This window comes from Marinilactibacillus sp. GCM10026970 (assembly GCF_042660675.1).
GTDB lineage: Bacteria > Bacillota > Bacilli > Lactobacillales > Carnobacteriaceae_A > Marinilactibacillus.
Genome location: NZ_JBHSUL010000003.1, coordinates 55165 through 70122 on the forward strand (window position 1 = coordinate 55165; position 14958 = coordinate 70122).

Here is a 14958-nt window from a genome sequence, read left to right on the forward strand (position 1 = left end):
TTATTATCTAAGCATTTTGAATTCCAGGAACAAGTCATTATATTTTTCAATGTATTCAGGTCCAAGATTTTCGTACACTTCTAACTTTTCAATGGTTTCAGCAGATGGATAAAATTGCTCGTCTTCCGTTGTTTCTTCCGGAAGCAAATCCATGGCCGCTTTATTTGGAGTACTGTACCCAATATAATCAGCATTCTGAGCAGCAACTTCTGGCTGCAGCATGAAATTTATAAAGGCATATGCCGCTTCTGTGTTTTGCGCTGTCTTAGGAATCACCATATTGTCAAACCACAAGTTGGATCCTTCTTCAGGCAGAATATAATGTAGAGATTCATTTTCCCACATCATATCAGCCGCTTCTCCAGAAAACGTCACCGCAACGGGCGCTTCTTCTTGAATCATATACATTTTGATCTCATCTGCAACTAGCGCCTTAGCATTCGGCGCAAGATCACGAAGCAATTCAAAAGATTCATTCAATTCTTCATCATTTTTCGAGTTCAATGAATAGCCTTGAGTCTGCAAGCCAATTCCGATAACTTCTCGCGCTCCATCAATAAACAGAATACTTTCTCTGAATTCAGGATTCCATAAATCACTCCAAGACGTAATATCTTCTTCATCAACCATCTGTTCATTATAAACAATCCCCAAAGTCCCCCAGAAGTAAGGAATTGAGAACTGATTATTAGGATCGAATGGTTGATCGAGAAATTCTGAATCAATATTTTCTAAACCAGTAATTTTTGAATAGTCTATTGGTAAAACGAGATCTTCTTCAATCATTCTCTCAATCATATATTCACTTGGAATCGTCAGGTCGTATGCTGTTCCGCCTTGCTGAACTTTTGTATACATCGACTCATTGGAGTCAAAGGTTTCATAAACAACTCGGTAACCCGATTCTTCTTCAAACTGTTCAAGCAATTCTGGATCGATATAATCTCCCCAGTTAAAAATATTTAGCGTATCTGCTCCGCTTGCACCTTGGGAATGTTCAATGAAAAAACTACCCAAATAGAGTACGCTCGATACCCCCAACACAGCTAAAGCCAATTGAATCAATTGTTTCATTAAGGTGTCACCGCCTTTTGGTGGTTCGTTGGATCAACATCGGTTAGTTTCCGTTTACGGTTACGCTGTTGCTGTTGAACAAAGTAGTAGCCACTGACTAGTCCTAGAGCAACAATGAATAGAATCGTACTCAACGCATTGATCTCTAAACTGATCCCTTGTCGAGCTCTTGAATAAATTTCAACAGATAAGGTTGCGAAGCCATTTCCAGTTACGAAAAAGGTAACAGCGAAATCATCGATAGAATAAGTGAAAGCCATAAAATATCCAGCAAGTATGCCTGGTTTAATACTCGGAATAATCACACTTTTTAACACTTGCCAATTGTTTGCTCCTAGATCTTTTGCTGCAGTAATCATGTTTGTATTCATTTCTTGCAGTTTAGGCAAGACCATTAAGACCACAATTGGAATACTGAATGCGATATGTGAAAACAATACAGAATAAAACCCTAAGCGAAAACCAGCCATCGTAAATAAGAGCAAGAAACTTGCGCCAATAATAACATCCGGTGACACGAGTAGAACATTATTCAAACCCAGTATGGTCGACTGTGTTCTTCTTTGTCTAACAAAGAAGATTCCAATCGCCCCCAAAGTACCGATAATGGTTGCTAACAAGGAAGAGAGCAAAGCGACTCTAAATGTATCTAGCGCAATACGAATCAATCTCGTATCACCCGCTAACGCTTCATAATGTTCCGTTGTAAATCCCGTAAACTCATTCATTGTTCCCGCTTGGTTGAAAGAGTAATAAATCAAATATAAAATTGGAACATATAACAAAACAAAGATAAAAATCAGATACAGATTTCCCCAACTAAATTTAGACTTGATCATGATCTACGAACCCCTTTCTTACGGCTCGAAGTTAGAACCATTGTTAGGATCATCAATACAATTAAAACAATCCCAATCGTTGATCCCATTCCCCAGTTTTGTGTCACTAAGAAGTGTTGTTCAATTGCTGTCCCTAAAGTAATTACCCGGTTTCCACCAATCAATCTAGTCAGCATAAATAGTGAAAGAGACGGGATAAAGACTACTTGTATGCCACTTCGGACACCTGAGAGGGATAATGGGAAAATAACGTTTTTAAAGGTTTCCCAAGTATTCGCCCCAAGATCTCTACTCGCATGAATCACAGAAGGATGAATCTCTTCAATCGCATTGTAGATTGGTAGTAGCATAAAAGGAATCTCAATATAGGTAGCCACTAAAAGAAAACTAGCATTTGTAAACAAAAGTTGTTGACGTCCTATCCCTATCCAGTCAAAAAACGTATTCACACTTCCTTGTTGACTCAGTAAGCCAATAAAAGCATAGGCTTTTAATAATACATTGATCCAAGTCGGTAAAATTAGTAAGAGCATCCATAAATCTTTTCGTCTTGTTTGTGTTAAAAAATAGGCTGTCGGATAACTGATACAAAGTGTGATGAAGGTAATAATAAATGCATAAAGAAAAGATTGTGCCGTCATTTTAAGGTAAGTTGTTGAAGTAAAGTAAGTAACAAAATTAGATACCGTAAAGGTTCCATTCAAACCAATAAATGATTGGTAAATGAGTAAACCGATTGGAATAAATACAAACAATCCTATCCAGATAAAATAAGGAAAAAAGAGCCATTTATTCTGTTTAGAGGTCATAATTCAGCTCCACTCCTTTTTCACGGTCGATCGCTTCTTGTACGCTCGTCCCATTATTCACGGCATAATCTGCTAAACGCTGATTGAACGCTTCTTCGGTCTCTCCTAATCTCATAATATGGATATCTCTAGGCTCAAATGCTAGCCCGACTTCGTCTCCAACCTCTGCTTTACGCGTCGTATGGACCATCCATTCATTTCCCTCTGAATCTTCTCCAATGATCTCATAATGCACACCTCTAAATAGTTGGGACTGAACGATCACTTTGAGATTCCCAAGAGCTGGTCTTGTAACAACAAGATCTTCTGGTCTAATCACGACTTCAATTTCTTCATTTTCTGGCATCCCACCGTCAACACAATCAAAAACTTTTCCGGCGAATTCCACTTTATAGTCTTGTATCATCTTACCAGCCACAATATTGCTCTCACCGATAAAGTCAGCCACATAATTATTAAGTGGCTCATCATAGATATCAATTGGTGTACCACTTTGAACAATTTCGCCTTCTTTCATGACAAAGATCTTGTCACTCATAGCCAATGCTTCTTCTTGATCATGCGTCACAAAAATAAAAGTAATCCCTAGTCGTTGCTGTAGTTCTCTTAATTCGTACTGCATCTCTGTTCTTAATTTTAAATCCAGAGCAGATAACGGTTCATCTAAAAGTAAAATCTCCGGTTCGTTTACAATTGCTCTTGCAATGGCTACCCGCTGGCGTTGTCCGCCTGACATTTCAGAAATTTCTCTCGTCTCAAAACCAGTTAATCTAACGGATCTCAGTGCTTCCGTTACTTTTTCTTTTATCTGATTTTTAGGCAGTTTTTTGATTTTTAATCCAAATGCTACATTATCAAATACATTCATATGAGGAAATAGAGCATAATCCTGAAAAACAGTATTGACTTTACGTTTATTAGGAGGTAATTCATTCACTTTTTTACCATCTAATATAATTGAACCTGAAGTGGCTTGAGTGAAGCCAGCGATCAAATTCAAGATTGTAGATTTACCACACCCTGATGGACCTAGCAAGGTATAAAATTTTCCTTTTTCCAAATCGAACGAAACATCTTTTAATACTATACTTTCATCATATTGTTTTTGAACGTCTTTAAACGAAATAATAGTCTTTTCCGTCACAGTTTTACACTCCCTTTACATCTTTTCTCAATTAGATTGAAACCTATTTTATTATAGCTTGCCCTTTCATAAGTTCAATCTTTTTCGATTTCATGATACTATCCTGCTTCTTTTTGGATGAAAAACGACCGTTCAAAATGAACGATCGCAGTTCTATCTATTCTGTAATTCTTTTACTTTATCTTATAGATTGGCATTTCTTAAAATCATTTCGCAAACTTCATGGCTAACTAAAGAAGATTCAAGCGATACTGGATTGTCTCCATTTGTACGAACAGCTTCAAGAAAAGCTTCGATCATAGAAGAAAATCCTCTTTTATAAAGAGTATGATCCCAGTCACCAAAAGATCTGCTGACTGTTTTTTCTTCATCATATCTTGTCCACTCTGAAAGGTTTTCTACTCGTGCTGTTTGCGTTGGACTTTGAACTTCCATCGTTTCCAGTCTAGCGCCTGACTCAGCGTTTATCGAGACCATAATATGCGTAGAATCAGATTCCAGAATAACCCATGCGCGTTTAAAATAATCGTCTGACCCTACAAGTCCTGAATTGATGATTCTTACAGGCTCATCAATCATATGGAGTGCTGTATCTACAGGATGAATCATCATATCGTAAATTCTATATCTGGAAGAATGTTTTGTATAATTTCCTTGGTTTTTCTGGAAGTAAACCATATTTTTATCTTCAATGGCTTTGAGTTCTTTTACTCTTGGAGCAAATCTTCTATTAAATCCCGCTGTTAATAGGACATTTGCTTTACGAGAACGTTCGATCAAGGCTTTTGTTTCTTCAAGATCTGCGCTGATTGGTTTATCTACAAATACATGAATACCATTATCCATCATTTTTTCGATAATCTCAGCATGGGTCGGTGTGGGTGTATGGATAAATACGGCATCCAAACCTATGTCGAGTAAATCTTCCCAACTGGTATGTAACTGTTGTGCAGGAATTCGGTACTTCTCACCTATTTCCTTTAGTTTGTCTTGTTTTCTAGTAGAAAGATGCCACTCCACTGTTTGGTGTTCTGTCATCATAACTGGTAAATAAGCTTTTTGAGCGATGGTGCCTAATCCGATTACCCCTATTTTCATCTGCAAATCCTCCAAGTTTGTTTAGTTAATTTGGAAATCTTTTTTGATAAAAAGTGTACACTTAAGACTATACCGTATGTTCAGTCTTAAGTGTACACTCACTTTTATCTTTCGTCTGCAAAACCTATAGATTGCTCCGTGCCGATTTTTTGTTTGAATTGATCTGTAGCTTTTTGAATTAATCTTTTCGCTTTCTCTGTGTTACTTTTCACCGGGTCTTCTCCGATGATTCGAACTTCAGTTTCAAGTTGTACATCATTTTTCTCTAAAATCACTTCTTTGATGTGGTCGATTAACTCAATATAATCTGTCGCTGTTGCCTGATCGATGTTCACAATGAATCCCGCATGCTTAGTCGAAATTTGTGCTCCGCCCCACTTCAATCCTTGTAGACCCGCTTCTTGTATCAGCTTTCCAGTAAAATAACCCGTTGGTCTTTTGAAAACAGATCCACAGGAAGGATACTCTAAAGGCTGTCTTGTCGTACGCAGAATCGTTAATTCATCCATACGCTCTTTGATTGCATCTTGGTCGCCTTCTTCTAACTGGAAACTGACATCTATAACAATATCGCCCGTCTCTTGAATTAAACTGTTACGGTAAACAAATGCCATATCTTCATTACTAACTTCTCTAATTTCTCCCGTTAAGCTTAGTAATGTGACACTTTTAATCACATCTTTTACTTCTCCATCATACGCTCCAGCATTCATGTAAACTGCTCCGCCAATACTACCTGGAATACCACAAGCAAATTCCAATCCTGTTAAGCTTGCGTGATAAGCTTTTTTACTGACTTCAATCAATGCCGCTCCAGCTTGAGCTATAACCTGGTCTTTTTCTATAGTAATTTGATCCATCTCTGTCAAAATCATTGTGACGCCTCTGATTCCGCCATCTTTTACAATCAAGTTACTCGCGTTTCCTAAAATCGTCAAAGGCCATTGTCTTTCATTAATGTAAGAAATCATTGCAGCAATTTCTTCTTTTCTTTTAGGGAAAACCAGTACATCAGCTGGTCCTCCAGTTTCAGTATACGTAAATTGTGCTAAAGGTTCGTCGGTCTTTATGATTGATTCTTTGAATAGTTCTTTGAATTCTTTTATATCCATGTTTTCTAAATGTTCCTTTCAATTTTCATCTATTCAATTCTGGTAGGCTGCTTAACGTATAAATAAAGATACATCAATGCAAAATCATATTTATTCTAACACGAATACAATAAGAGTAGTAGACTCAATTCGAAATCTCTCTATTCATATGAGCTCTATCATACACTAGCATAATTCGAGCAGATTTCCCCGTGGAAAGACTTTTTGGAGCCTAGAACTTATTGTTTTGACTTTCTCATGATATCAGATATGATTGTGACAAATATTTGAAGGGAGTCACCTATGAAACTAATCTCTTGGAACGTCAATGGATTATGTGCAATCACGAAAAAAGACTTCCTAACTCAGTTCAAAGAACTTGATGCTGACTTTTTTTGTCTACAAGATATTAAACTTCAAAAAAATCAAATGGACTTAGAATTTGAAGGCTATCACTCTTATTGGAACTATGCGGAAAAAGATGGATACTCTGGTACAGCCGTCTTTACGAAACATGAGCCTCTGGATGTAACCTATGGTATTAATATTGATAAATATAATACTGATGGTCGTGTGATTACTTTGGAGTATAAAGATTATATTGTGGTAACTTGTTATACCCCAACTTCACAGTCAGAACTGAACCGGTTGGATTACCGAATGCAATGGGAAATAGATTTTCAGGCGCATATCCAATCTCTTGATTTGAGCAAACCAGTGATCCTTTGTGGCGATTTGAACGTTGCCCATAAAGACATTGATTTAACTGATCCTGAAAGTCATCGTACGAGTGCAGGATTTTCAGATAAAGAGCGTGCCCAATTTACACGTTTTTTGGATAACGGTTTTATTGACACGTTCCGATATTTCTACCCCGATCAAAAAGAAACGTATTCTTGGTGGAAAGATCTCTATGATACGAGAGACGGTAAGACAGGTTGGCGTATTGATTACTTCGTCGTCTCAGAACGATTAAAAGACCGGCTAATAGATGCTAAACTCCATACGGATTACGCTGGTTCTGATCACTGTCCTATTGAACTTCAAGTTGCTTTATAAAAGTATTGCACACTAAAAAAACTGACCTCAGTTTAGAACTGAGGTCAGTTTTTTTATTCACTGAGTAACTTATTTGTGTACGTTTTGATATTCCTCTGATTCGCAGAATGCTTCGGTAGCTTCATCATAGACAAATACGCTTCCTGTTTTGATATCGTAAAGCCAGCCTTCTATTTCCAAATCGCCATTTTCTACTTTTTGTTTTATCCAAGGATATGTTTTAAGGTGTTCAACTTGTTCAATTACATTCATTTGCTCCATCAATCTAGCTTTTGAGTCATCATCTTCATGGTTATGGTTCTTTTCGATTTTTTCTTTCACAGCTTCTAAAGGTTCTAGGTAATTCTGAGTAAATGGAAGATGCTCTAATTTCTCTCGTCCTCCAAGTGCTGCAGCGCACCCTCCGCAATTTGAATGTCCACAGACAACAATCTCTTTTACCCCCAGTACTTCCACTGCATATTCAACAGAAGATACCGTTGTGAGATCTCGTTGGCTTAATTCGTAAGTTGGAATGGTATTTGCAATATTTCGAATCATAAAGATTTCACCCGGTTCACTATCAATCAGTCTTTCCGGATCTACACGAGAGTCAGAACAGGCAATAAACAATGTGTGCGGGTTTTGTTTTTGTTCAAGATCTTGGTAAAGTTGTTCATATTTTTTATATGTCACACCTTTGAAGTTGGTCAGACCATTTTTCAATCTTTCAAGCATATTTTTTCCTCCATTACATTAATTCTCGCCTTCAACTATACCATAAATAGAATATGCCAAGAAACTAGGATTTTATTTGAATAGTCTAAAAGCGTTTTTTACTAGTGCAGTACTACTGAACTAGCTGTTTTTTTAATGTAACACAGGGTACGCCGTCTTCTAAGTATTCTTCTGAGCATTTTTTATATCCAAGTTTTTCATAAAAAGCGGCGGCTGTCAGTTCACCGTGGATAATCGATTGTTTGACTCCACGTTCTAGACTTTCTTTCTCTAGTTCTTCGATAATTTGTTGTCCAAGTCCACGATTTCGATAATCTTTCAGTACAGCGATTCTTCCAGGACGAATCGTTTCCACATCTTTTTGTTTATAACGACCGGTGGCAACCGCTTGATTGCCATCATAAATCACAACGTAATTGGTTTTATCATGATCGTCTATATCAAACTCTTCTGTCAAATGTATACCGCGTTCCAAGACAAATACTTGCATGCGGACATATAAAGCAGCTGCTTGGTGCCATTTCTCACTTCCAAAATGTATATTCACAGTTTCTCCCTCTTTTCTATTCATAGATTCTCTCATTTAATTTGATCTACAGTATGCTTTAAATTTTTATCTAAAGGCTTTTAACTTTCTTCCATTAGACTCCCGATTCCTTTTATCTCTATATTAAAATAGCAGACATCTACTCTCTTTCACAAGAGGTTTGATGTCTGCTAACCTTATTTAATCAATTGTTTAAAGTAAAAAGTAGATTTTTTATCTTACCAAGCATAAGCTTCTGGAGCACGTCCACCCGGCCCTGGGAAAATTCTATCCAATTCTTTCATTGTCTCTTCTGAAAGATTAATTTCAACGGCTCTAAGTGCTTGCTCTAATTGTTCCATTGTTCTCGGACCAATAATTGGCGCTGTCACTGCTGGATTTGCTAAAAGCCATGCCAATGCTACATTCGGTTCAGATTCCCCAAGTTTTTCACACAGCTTAGCGTAATCTTCTAACTGACTACGTTCGTGGTCAGTTAGTTCAGCTGCGCGACCTTCACTTCTTGAACCAGGTTCTGGATTAAGAATCTTCCCACTCAGCATCCCTCCACCTAATGGACTCCACGGGATGATCCCTATACCAAAATCTTCTGCAGCTGGAAGGACTTCTAATTCCGGTAGTCTACAAAGTAAATTGTATCTGTGCTGTTCTGATACCAGTCCAAGAAATTGTCGCTTCTCAGCTGCGGCTTGCGCAAGGGCCAGATGATACCCTGCAAAATTACTGGATCCAATATAGTAGGCTTTCCCTTGGTTAACGATTGACTCGAACACACCCCATATTTCTTCCCAAGGTGCATGGCGTTCAATATGATGCATCTGGTAAAGCTCAACATGATCTGTTTGTAGACGTTTTAAAGACTCTTCTAGGTGTCGGCGGATCTTATAAGCGGAAAGTCCATTTTCTTTATTGGGCCCATCCGCTTCATTATCCATACCACCATAAACCTTCGTCGCTAGGACAACTTTTTCTCGTCGGCCCCCTCCTTGTGCAAACCAGCGCCCAATAATTTCTTCTGTTTGTCCTCTTTGACCACTACCTCCATAGACATTTGCTGTATCAAAAAAGTTGATTCCTGCTTCTAATGCTCTGTCCATTATGGCAAAGGCATCTTCCTCACTCGTGTGCGAGCCAAAATTCATTGTTCCTAAACAAATCTTGCTAACTTTTAGTCCTGTTCGTCCTAAATAATTATATTCCACCGTTCATTTCCCCCTAATGGCTTTTAAATAGCGCAAAATTTCTAATTGATTTAAATAATCATACGCCATAACAGTCAAAGCATATCATTATTCAGTTAGTACTACAACACATTTTGAATCCGTTATCATTTTTTTATTTTGACACTAAAAAAATGTCAGGACATGATGTCGTAAGAGTAACCACCCCGGGATGAACTCATTTACAATTCCACTTATCTTTGATTACTATTTCCATCTTTACTATAAAATACTATAAGTGATAAAAACGACTATCAAGTCTGCTTATAAAAACAGTCTTGATAATCGTTTTATTTTATACATAAGGGTATTCGATGATTTGATCTTCGCCTTCGTCAATAATGACAGAAGTAAAGGCGTTCGCATTGTGGAACATTCGTTTACATTCATCACTTAATCGGACAATCTTGAATGTCTTACCTGATTCTTCATATCGTTTGGTAACAGAACTGATTGCTTCTACTGCAGAATAATCCGTTACTTTTGCGTATTTCAAATCCAAGATCACTTCATTTGGGTCACTCTCTACATCAAATAATTCTTTGAAATTCAAGACGGAACCAAAGAACAACGTTCCATTGATTTTGTATGTTTTCGAACCATTTTCTGATTCTTCTACATTGGCGTAAATCACTTTCCCTTTTTCCCATGCGAAAATCAATGCTGAAACAACTACTCCCGTGATAACAGCTGTTGCAAGATCCACAAAAATTGTGATTACGGATACAACGATAACAACTAAAATATCTTGAGCCGGCACTTTACCTTTATAGCGTAAACTCTCCCATTTAAAGGTACCGACAACGACCATAAACATAACCCCTACTAGACCAGCTAGTGGAATCGCGTTGATAAATGCTGAACCAAACATAATGAAAAACATCAAAGCTGAAGCCGCAACGAGTCCCGATAAACGGTGACGTCCACCGGATTTGATATTAATAATCGATTGACCAATCATTGCATCTCCTCCCATACCACCAAAGAAACCGTTGACTGTATTCGCAAGACCTTGTGCGATAATTTCTTTGTTTGTTCTTCCTCGAGTATTCGTCATCTCATCAATGACTTGTAGGGTCAATACCGCTTCAGTTAATCCGACTAGCCCACCTATAAAGGCATAAGGTGTAATGATTCTAAGCGTTTCAAAGTTTAACGGAACTTGAGGAATGTGGAATTCTGGTAGTCCCCCAACAATTTCCATTCCTGCAAAGTCTTGAACATTTCTTAAGTGAATTCCAAAACTTCCAAGCCCAACAGCAATCAGTGTCATCACAACGATAGCAATTAAACTAGACGGAATCAACTTAGTGAATTTAGGAATGATGTGAATCATCGCCATGGTAAATAAGACGAATCCAATCATAACGGCTAAATCTGTCCACGGCATCCACGCAGACTGTGTAACCATGTTCCCATTTACTTCTACTACTTGATTGATTTTGAACTGATCCAATTGCGCTATAAAAATCAGTATGGATAATCCATTTAAAAAGCCAAGCATAACTGGATAAGGGATGATTCTAGCATATTTCCCTAATTTCAATAGCCCAATAGCGACTTGTATAATCCCCATAAGTACAACCATTGCAAAAAGGTACTCTAGTCCATGTGTTGCGACCAGTGAAGCAATAACCACTGCAATTGCAGCCGTAGATGAACTGATCATACCAGGTCTTCCAGTAAAAATCGCCGCAATCAATCCAATCATAAAAGCTGTCTGTAAACTTAATATCGGACTAACGCCTGCAACAAATGCAAATGCGATAGATTCAGGTATCAGCGCCAGCGCTACTGTTAAGCCTGACAGTACATCTCCTCGGATCGCACCTTTTTTGTCTTTTAAAAATTGCATCGGTCGAAACTTCTCCTGTTTCGACTGTTCTTTATTTCTCATTTTATTCTCTCCTTCTTTACCTGCCTGTACTAGCAGTCACAATTAAATATATTAACATATAAATAATATATTACAATATAAAATTTACCTATAAGTTAATTTATGCACTTTAAAGTGTTTTCATTTTTAAAATTCTCCTTTTTTTTAATCATTCAACATGCTATGATACTCTTGTAATAAAAAAATCACTGAGGTGCCGTTATGGAATTTGGTCCTAAAATCAAAGCTTTAAGAATCGCTGCAGGAATGACTGCCAAAGAACTTGCACAGAAGATAGACATTTCTCCTTCTTTTATTTCAGCAATTGAACATAATTCAACAAAGCTATCTTTAAAAACACTTTCTCATATATGTGACGTATTGGACGTTAGTCTAGCTGAGTTCTTCAATGAAGAGACGAGTCCGATTGAAAAAAGACTAATCACCATTATTCAATCTCTACCTGAAGAAAAACAATATGATCTTCTCAAATTTTTGGATGGATTGAATTGGTAAAGATAAAAAATGATTTTCTTGCAATCCTTTCATTACTTTTATATAATGAGTTCGACAACAAAATAGCTTACGGGAGTAACTTGCAGCGAAAGCTGTTACAGTGCCACCAACCGTAGATACTTGTTTATCTGCTGGTGCTGTATTAAATAGTGAGACGTATGCGGAGCTTTTTGCCTCCGTATACGTCTCTTTTTTTCTATTGAGAGTTCCTTCATCTTAGAAAGGATGAAAAAACATGCAACATTATCAGCAGAATACCGAAGAAGTGTTATCTTCGCTCGATACTACAGAAGAAGGATTAACTTCCTCAGAAGTAAAAAAGAGGCAAGAAGAAAATGGCTTAAATGAACTTGAACAAAAAGATCGTCAGTCTACTCTATCTTTATTTTTAGAAAGCTTCAAAGATCCAATGGTTATTGTTCTTTTAATTGTAGCGGTCGTTCAAGTTCTACTAGGCGAGACCGTTGAGTCTATCATTATATTCGCTGTACTTGTCATCAACTCTATCCTTAGTGTTGTACAAACCAGAAAAGCAGAAGATTCGTTAGCATCCCTTAGAAATATGGCTGCTCCAACCGCAACGGTTATTCGAAACAATAGTACGCAAAGTATACCTGCAAGAGAAGTTGTTGCTGGAGATATCGTTGTTTTAGAAGCAGGAAATAACATTCCAGCCGATGGTCGCTTATTTGAAGCAGAGTCACTACAAGTTGAAGAAGGTGCTTTAACTGGGGAGTCTGTTCCATCAGACAAAAATACTTCTACTATCTCAGAAGAAACTGGATTAGCTGATCGATTAAATATGGTTTACAGCGGCACACTTGTCACTTATGGTCGTGCAAAATACGTTGTTACTGGAATCGGATCAGAAACTGAAATGGGGAAAGTCGCTAAATTGATTCAAAATGCAACCTCTAAGCAAACCCCACTTCAACGTAAACTAGAAGTGTTCAGTAAAAAATTAGGCTTTGTAATTCTTGGTTTATCTATTTTGATTTTCGGAATACAAGCTGCGCGCATTTTTTTAGGTGGAACAGAAGATATCCAAATTCCACTACTTAATGCCTTTATGTTTGCGGTCGCGGTTGCAGTTGCGGCTATTCCAGAGGCGTTGCAGTCTATCGTAACGATTGTATTATCTGTTGGGACCAACAAAATGGCGAAACGTCACGCAATTATTCGTAAACTACCAGCGGTTGAGACATTGGGATCTACCAGTGTCATCTGTACAGATAAAACCGGTACATTAACACAAAACAAAATGACTGTTGTTGATACCTTTTTAGCTGGTCAACAAGAAACAGCTTATTCCAACCAACCAGATCAATGGTCCTTCGGCGAGAATCGTCTAATGCAGATTGCCGTTCTTGCAAACGACTCTTCTATCAATGAAGCTGGTGAATCTAGTGGTGATCCTACTGAGATTGCATTAATTGACTACAGCAATAAACAAGATCTTCCTTTCTCAAACTTAAGAGCTTCTTATCCTAGGAAAGCGGAATTGCCATTCGATTCCACTCGTAAGCTGATGTCTACTTTACACGATATCGACGGCGAACAGCTCATGCTGACGAAAGGTGGTCCCGATGTTGTGTTCAACCGTTGTTCGCACATTTTGATCAATGGACAAGTGGAAGAACTGACAGAAGCTCATTTAAAAGAGCTGAATGAAAAAAATGAACATTTCTCTGACCAAGCCATGCGTGTACTGGCATTTGCCTATAAGCCTTTAGATAAAGCAGATCTTGATTTAGATGATGAAAATGATTTGATTTTTGCGGGACTACTTGCCATGATTGATCCTCCAAGAGAGGAAGTTTATCACGCCATCAAAGAAGCTGCTGAAGCGGGTATTCGTACTGTTATGATCACCGGTGACCACAAAACAACCGCACGAGCAATTGCTAGAGATTTAGAGATTTTCAAGGAAGGCGATATTGCCTTGACTGGTCAGGAACTTGATGCGCTATCTGATGCAGAATTGATGGATCAGCTTGAGCATATCACTGTATATGCGCGTGTTACGCCTGAAAATAAAATTCGAATCGTTGATGCATGGCAAGATAAAGATCAAATTACTGCCATGACCGGTGACGGTGTCAATGATGCGCCTGCTTTGAAACAAGCGGATATTGGTATTGCTATGGGGAGTGGGACGGACGTTTCAAAAGATGCCGCTGCAATGATTTTGACAGATGATAATTTTGTTTCGATTGTTAGTGCTGTATCTGTTGGCCGTGTTGTTTATAGTAATATTAAAAAAGCGATTGCTTATCTTTTCTCAGGTAACTTAGGTGCTGTTACTGCGATTATTGCAGCGCTTCTTATGAACTGGGTCAACCCATTCACTGCCTTACAGTTACTGTTTATCAACTTGGTAAATGATTCTATTCCTGCAATTGCGTTAGGAATGGAACCAGGTGAACCGCACATTATGAAACAAAAACCAAGAGATCCTAATGAAGGCATTTTCTCTGGTCAGACACTACAGTCTGTTATCTTCAGAGGTTTGACGATTGGTGTAGCTGTTATTATTTCTCAGTATATTGGTTTAGGGTATTCTGATGAAATTAGTGTAGCGATGGCTTTTACAACTTTGATCCTTGCTAGAACGTTACAGGTATTCCCTGCTCGTTCGAATTCTCAAACCGTCTTCCAAGCAGGATTCTTCTCAAATAAATATGTTGTCGGTGCATTTGCTGTATGTATGATGTTATATGCCATCACAATATTACCGTTTGTTCGCCCAATATTTGATATCCCAGCAGAATTTGGACTAGAACACTGGGGAATCGCTGCCGGACTAGCACTTGCTACAACTGCAATTCTAGAAATTAGAAAGCTTGTCTTCCCTTCTAAATTAGCGGATTAAATTAACTATCATAAACCAAAAAGAGATCAGGAGAAAATTCCTGATCTCTTTTTTTGTAAATAATTCGTTTTGTTACCTTTATAATATCGATAATCC

12 protein-coding genes and 1 pseudogene are annotated in these 14958 nt (G+C 37.9%); 3 read left to right on the forward strand and 10 right to left on the reverse strand.

Going from position 1 to position 14958, the window contains the following annotated elements; genetic code table 11:
- Positions 1 to 3 precede the first annotated feature (3 nt).
- From ACFP65_RS01750 to murB, 6 genes and pseudogenes are all read right to left on the reverse strand, one after another.
- Positions 4 to 1074: an ABC transporter substrate-binding protein gene (locus ACFP65_RS01750; protein WP_379915337.1), complete on the reverse strand. Its 1071-nt coding sequence runs from the start codon at positions 1072 to 1074 to the stop codon at positions 4 to 6.
- The gene (locus tag ACFP65_RS01755; RefSeq protein ID WP_379915339.1) at positions 1074 to 1913 is read right to left on the reverse strand and encodes an ABC transporter permease; all 840 of its coding nucleotides are present in this window, start codon (positions 1911 to 1913) and stop codon (positions 1074 to 1076) included. Before ACFP65_RS01755 ends, ACFP65_RS01750 begins: the two co-directional genes overlap by 1 nt.
- On the reverse strand, positions 1910 to 2722 hold the full coding sequence (locus ACFP65_RS01760; protein ID WP_379915341.1) for an ABC transporter permease: 813 nt from the start codon (positions 2720 to 2722) through the stop codon (positions 1910 to 1912). Before ACFP65_RS01760 ends, ACFP65_RS01755 begins: the two co-directional genes overlap by 4 nt.
- Entirely contained in the window at positions 2712 to 3866 is a 1155-nt protein-coding gene (locus ACFP65_RS01765) for an ABC transporter ATP-binding protein (protein ID WP_379915343.1), read from the reverse strand. The genes ACFP65_RS01760 and ACFP65_RS01765 overlap by 11 nt, the downstream gene beginning before the upstream one ends.
- A 183-nt stretch (positions 3867 to 4049) precedes the next feature.
- Positions 4050 to 4964: a Gfo/Idh/MocA family protein gene (locus ACFP65_RS01770; RefSeq protein ID WP_379915345.1), complete on the reverse strand. Its 915-nt coding sequence runs from the start codon at positions 4962 to 4964 to the stop codon at positions 4050 to 4052.
- Positions 4965 to 5152: 188 nt separating this feature from the next.
- Positions 5153 to 6076: pseudogene (gene murB, locus ACFP65_RS01775) on the reverse strand (UDP-N-acetylmuramate dehydrogenase); the annotation flags it as partial.
- A gap of 282 nt (positions 6077 to 6358) precedes the next feature.
- On the opposite strand from murB, the gene ACFP65_RS01780 reads away from it, so the two are divergent.
- Positions 6359 to 7114, forward strand: a complete 756-nt coding sequence (locus ACFP65_RS01780) for an exodeoxyribonuclease III (protein ID WP_379915347.1) — start codon at positions 6359 to 6361, stop codon at positions 7112 to 7114.
- Positions 7115 to 7183: 69 nt separating this feature from the next.
- Here the strand turns inward: ACFP65_RS01780 and ACFP65_RS01785 are convergent, their stop codons facing one another.
- The 4 genes from ACFP65_RS01785 to ACFP65_RS01800 form a co-directional block, all read right to left on the reverse strand.
- On the reverse strand, positions 7184 to 7831 hold the full coding sequence (locus ACFP65_RS01785; RefSeq protein WP_379915349.1) for a carbonic anhydrase: 648 nt from the start codon (positions 7829 to 7831) through the stop codon (positions 7184 to 7186).
- 112 nt (positions 7832 to 7943) lie between these two features.
- Positions 7944 to 8402, reverse strand: a complete 459-nt coding sequence (locus tag ACFP65_RS01790; protein WP_379915351.1) for a GNAT family N-acetyltransferase — start codon at positions 8400 to 8402, stop codon at positions 7944 to 7946.
- 194 nt (positions 8403 to 8596) lie between these two features.
- Positions 8597 to 9580 carry an aldo/keto reductase gene (locus ACFP65_RS01795; protein ID WP_379915353.1) on the reverse strand — a complete coding sequence of 328 codons (984 nt, stop codon included), beginning with the start codon at positions 9578 to 9580 and terminating at the stop codon, positions 8597 to 8599.
- Between the two features lie 313 nt (positions 9581 to 9893).
- Positions 9894 to 11495 carry a SulP family inorganic anion transporter gene (locus ACFP65_RS01800; RefSeq protein ID WP_379915355.1) on the reverse strand — a complete coding sequence of 534 codons (1602 nt, stop codon included), beginning with the start codon at positions 11493 to 11495 and terminating at the stop codon, positions 9894 to 9896.
- A gap of 201 nt (positions 11496 to 11696) precedes the next feature.
- Between ACFP65_RS01800 and ACFP65_RS01805 the strand changes: the two genes are divergently transcribed.
- Positions 11697 to 11990, forward strand: a complete 294-nt coding sequence (locus ACFP65_RS01805; protein ID WP_379915357.1) for a helix-turn-helix domain-containing protein — start codon at positions 11697 to 11699, stop codon at positions 11988 to 11990.
- 235 nt (positions 11991 to 12225) lie between these two features.
- Positions 12226 to 14862 (forward strand): cation-translocating P-type ATPase, encoded by a 2637-nt coding sequence (locus tag ACFP65_RS01810; protein ID WP_379915359.1) that lies wholly within the window; start codon positions 12226 to 12228, stop codon positions 14860 to 14862.
- Positions 14863 to 14958: the final 96 nt, after the last annotated feature.

Excerpts from the sequence above, each read along its gene's own strand:
- ACFP65_RS01770 (WP_379915345.1), bottom strand. The coding sequence starts at position 4,964 with ATGAAAATAGGGGTAATCGGATTAGGCACCATCGCTCAAAAAGCTTAT.
- ACFP65_RS01780 (WP_379915347.1), top strand. The coding sequence starts at position 6,359 with ATGAAACTAATCTCTTGGAACGTCAATGGATTATGTGCAATCACGAAA.
- ACFP65_RS01800 (WP_379915355.1), bottom strand. The coding sequence starts at position 11,495 with ATGAGAAATAAAGAACAGTCGAAACAGGAGAAGTTTCGACCGATGCAA.
- ACFP65_RS01755 (WP_379915339.1), bottom strand. The coding sequence starts at position 1,913 with ATGATCAAGTCTAAATTTAGTTGGGGAAATCTGTATCTGATTTTTATC.
- ACFP65_RS01750 (WP_379915337.1), bottom strand. The coding sequence starts at position 1,074 with ATGAAACAATTGATTCAATTGGCTTTAGCTGTGTTGGGGGTATCGAGC.
- ACFP65_RS01785 (WP_379915349.1), bottom strand. The coding sequence starts at position 7,831 with ATGCTTGAAAGATTGAAAAATGGTCTGACCAACTTCAAAGGTGTGACA.
- ACFP65_RS01760 (WP_379915341.1), bottom strand. The coding sequence starts at position 2,722 with ATGACCTCTAAACAGAATAAATGGCTCTTTTTTCCTTATTTTATCTGG.
- ACFP65_RS01805 (WP_379915357.1), top strand. The coding sequence starts at position 11,697 with ATGGAATTTGGTCCTAAAATCAAAGCTTTAAGAATCGCTGCAGGAATG.
- ACFP65_RS01810 (WP_379915359.1), top strand. The coding sequence starts at position 12,226 with ATGCAACATTATCAGCAGAATACCGAAGAAGTGTTATCTTCGCTCGAT.
- ACFP65_RS01790 (WP_379915351.1), bottom strand. The coding sequence starts at position 8,402 with ATGAATAGAAAAGAGGGAGAAACTGTGAATATACATTTTGGAAGTGAG.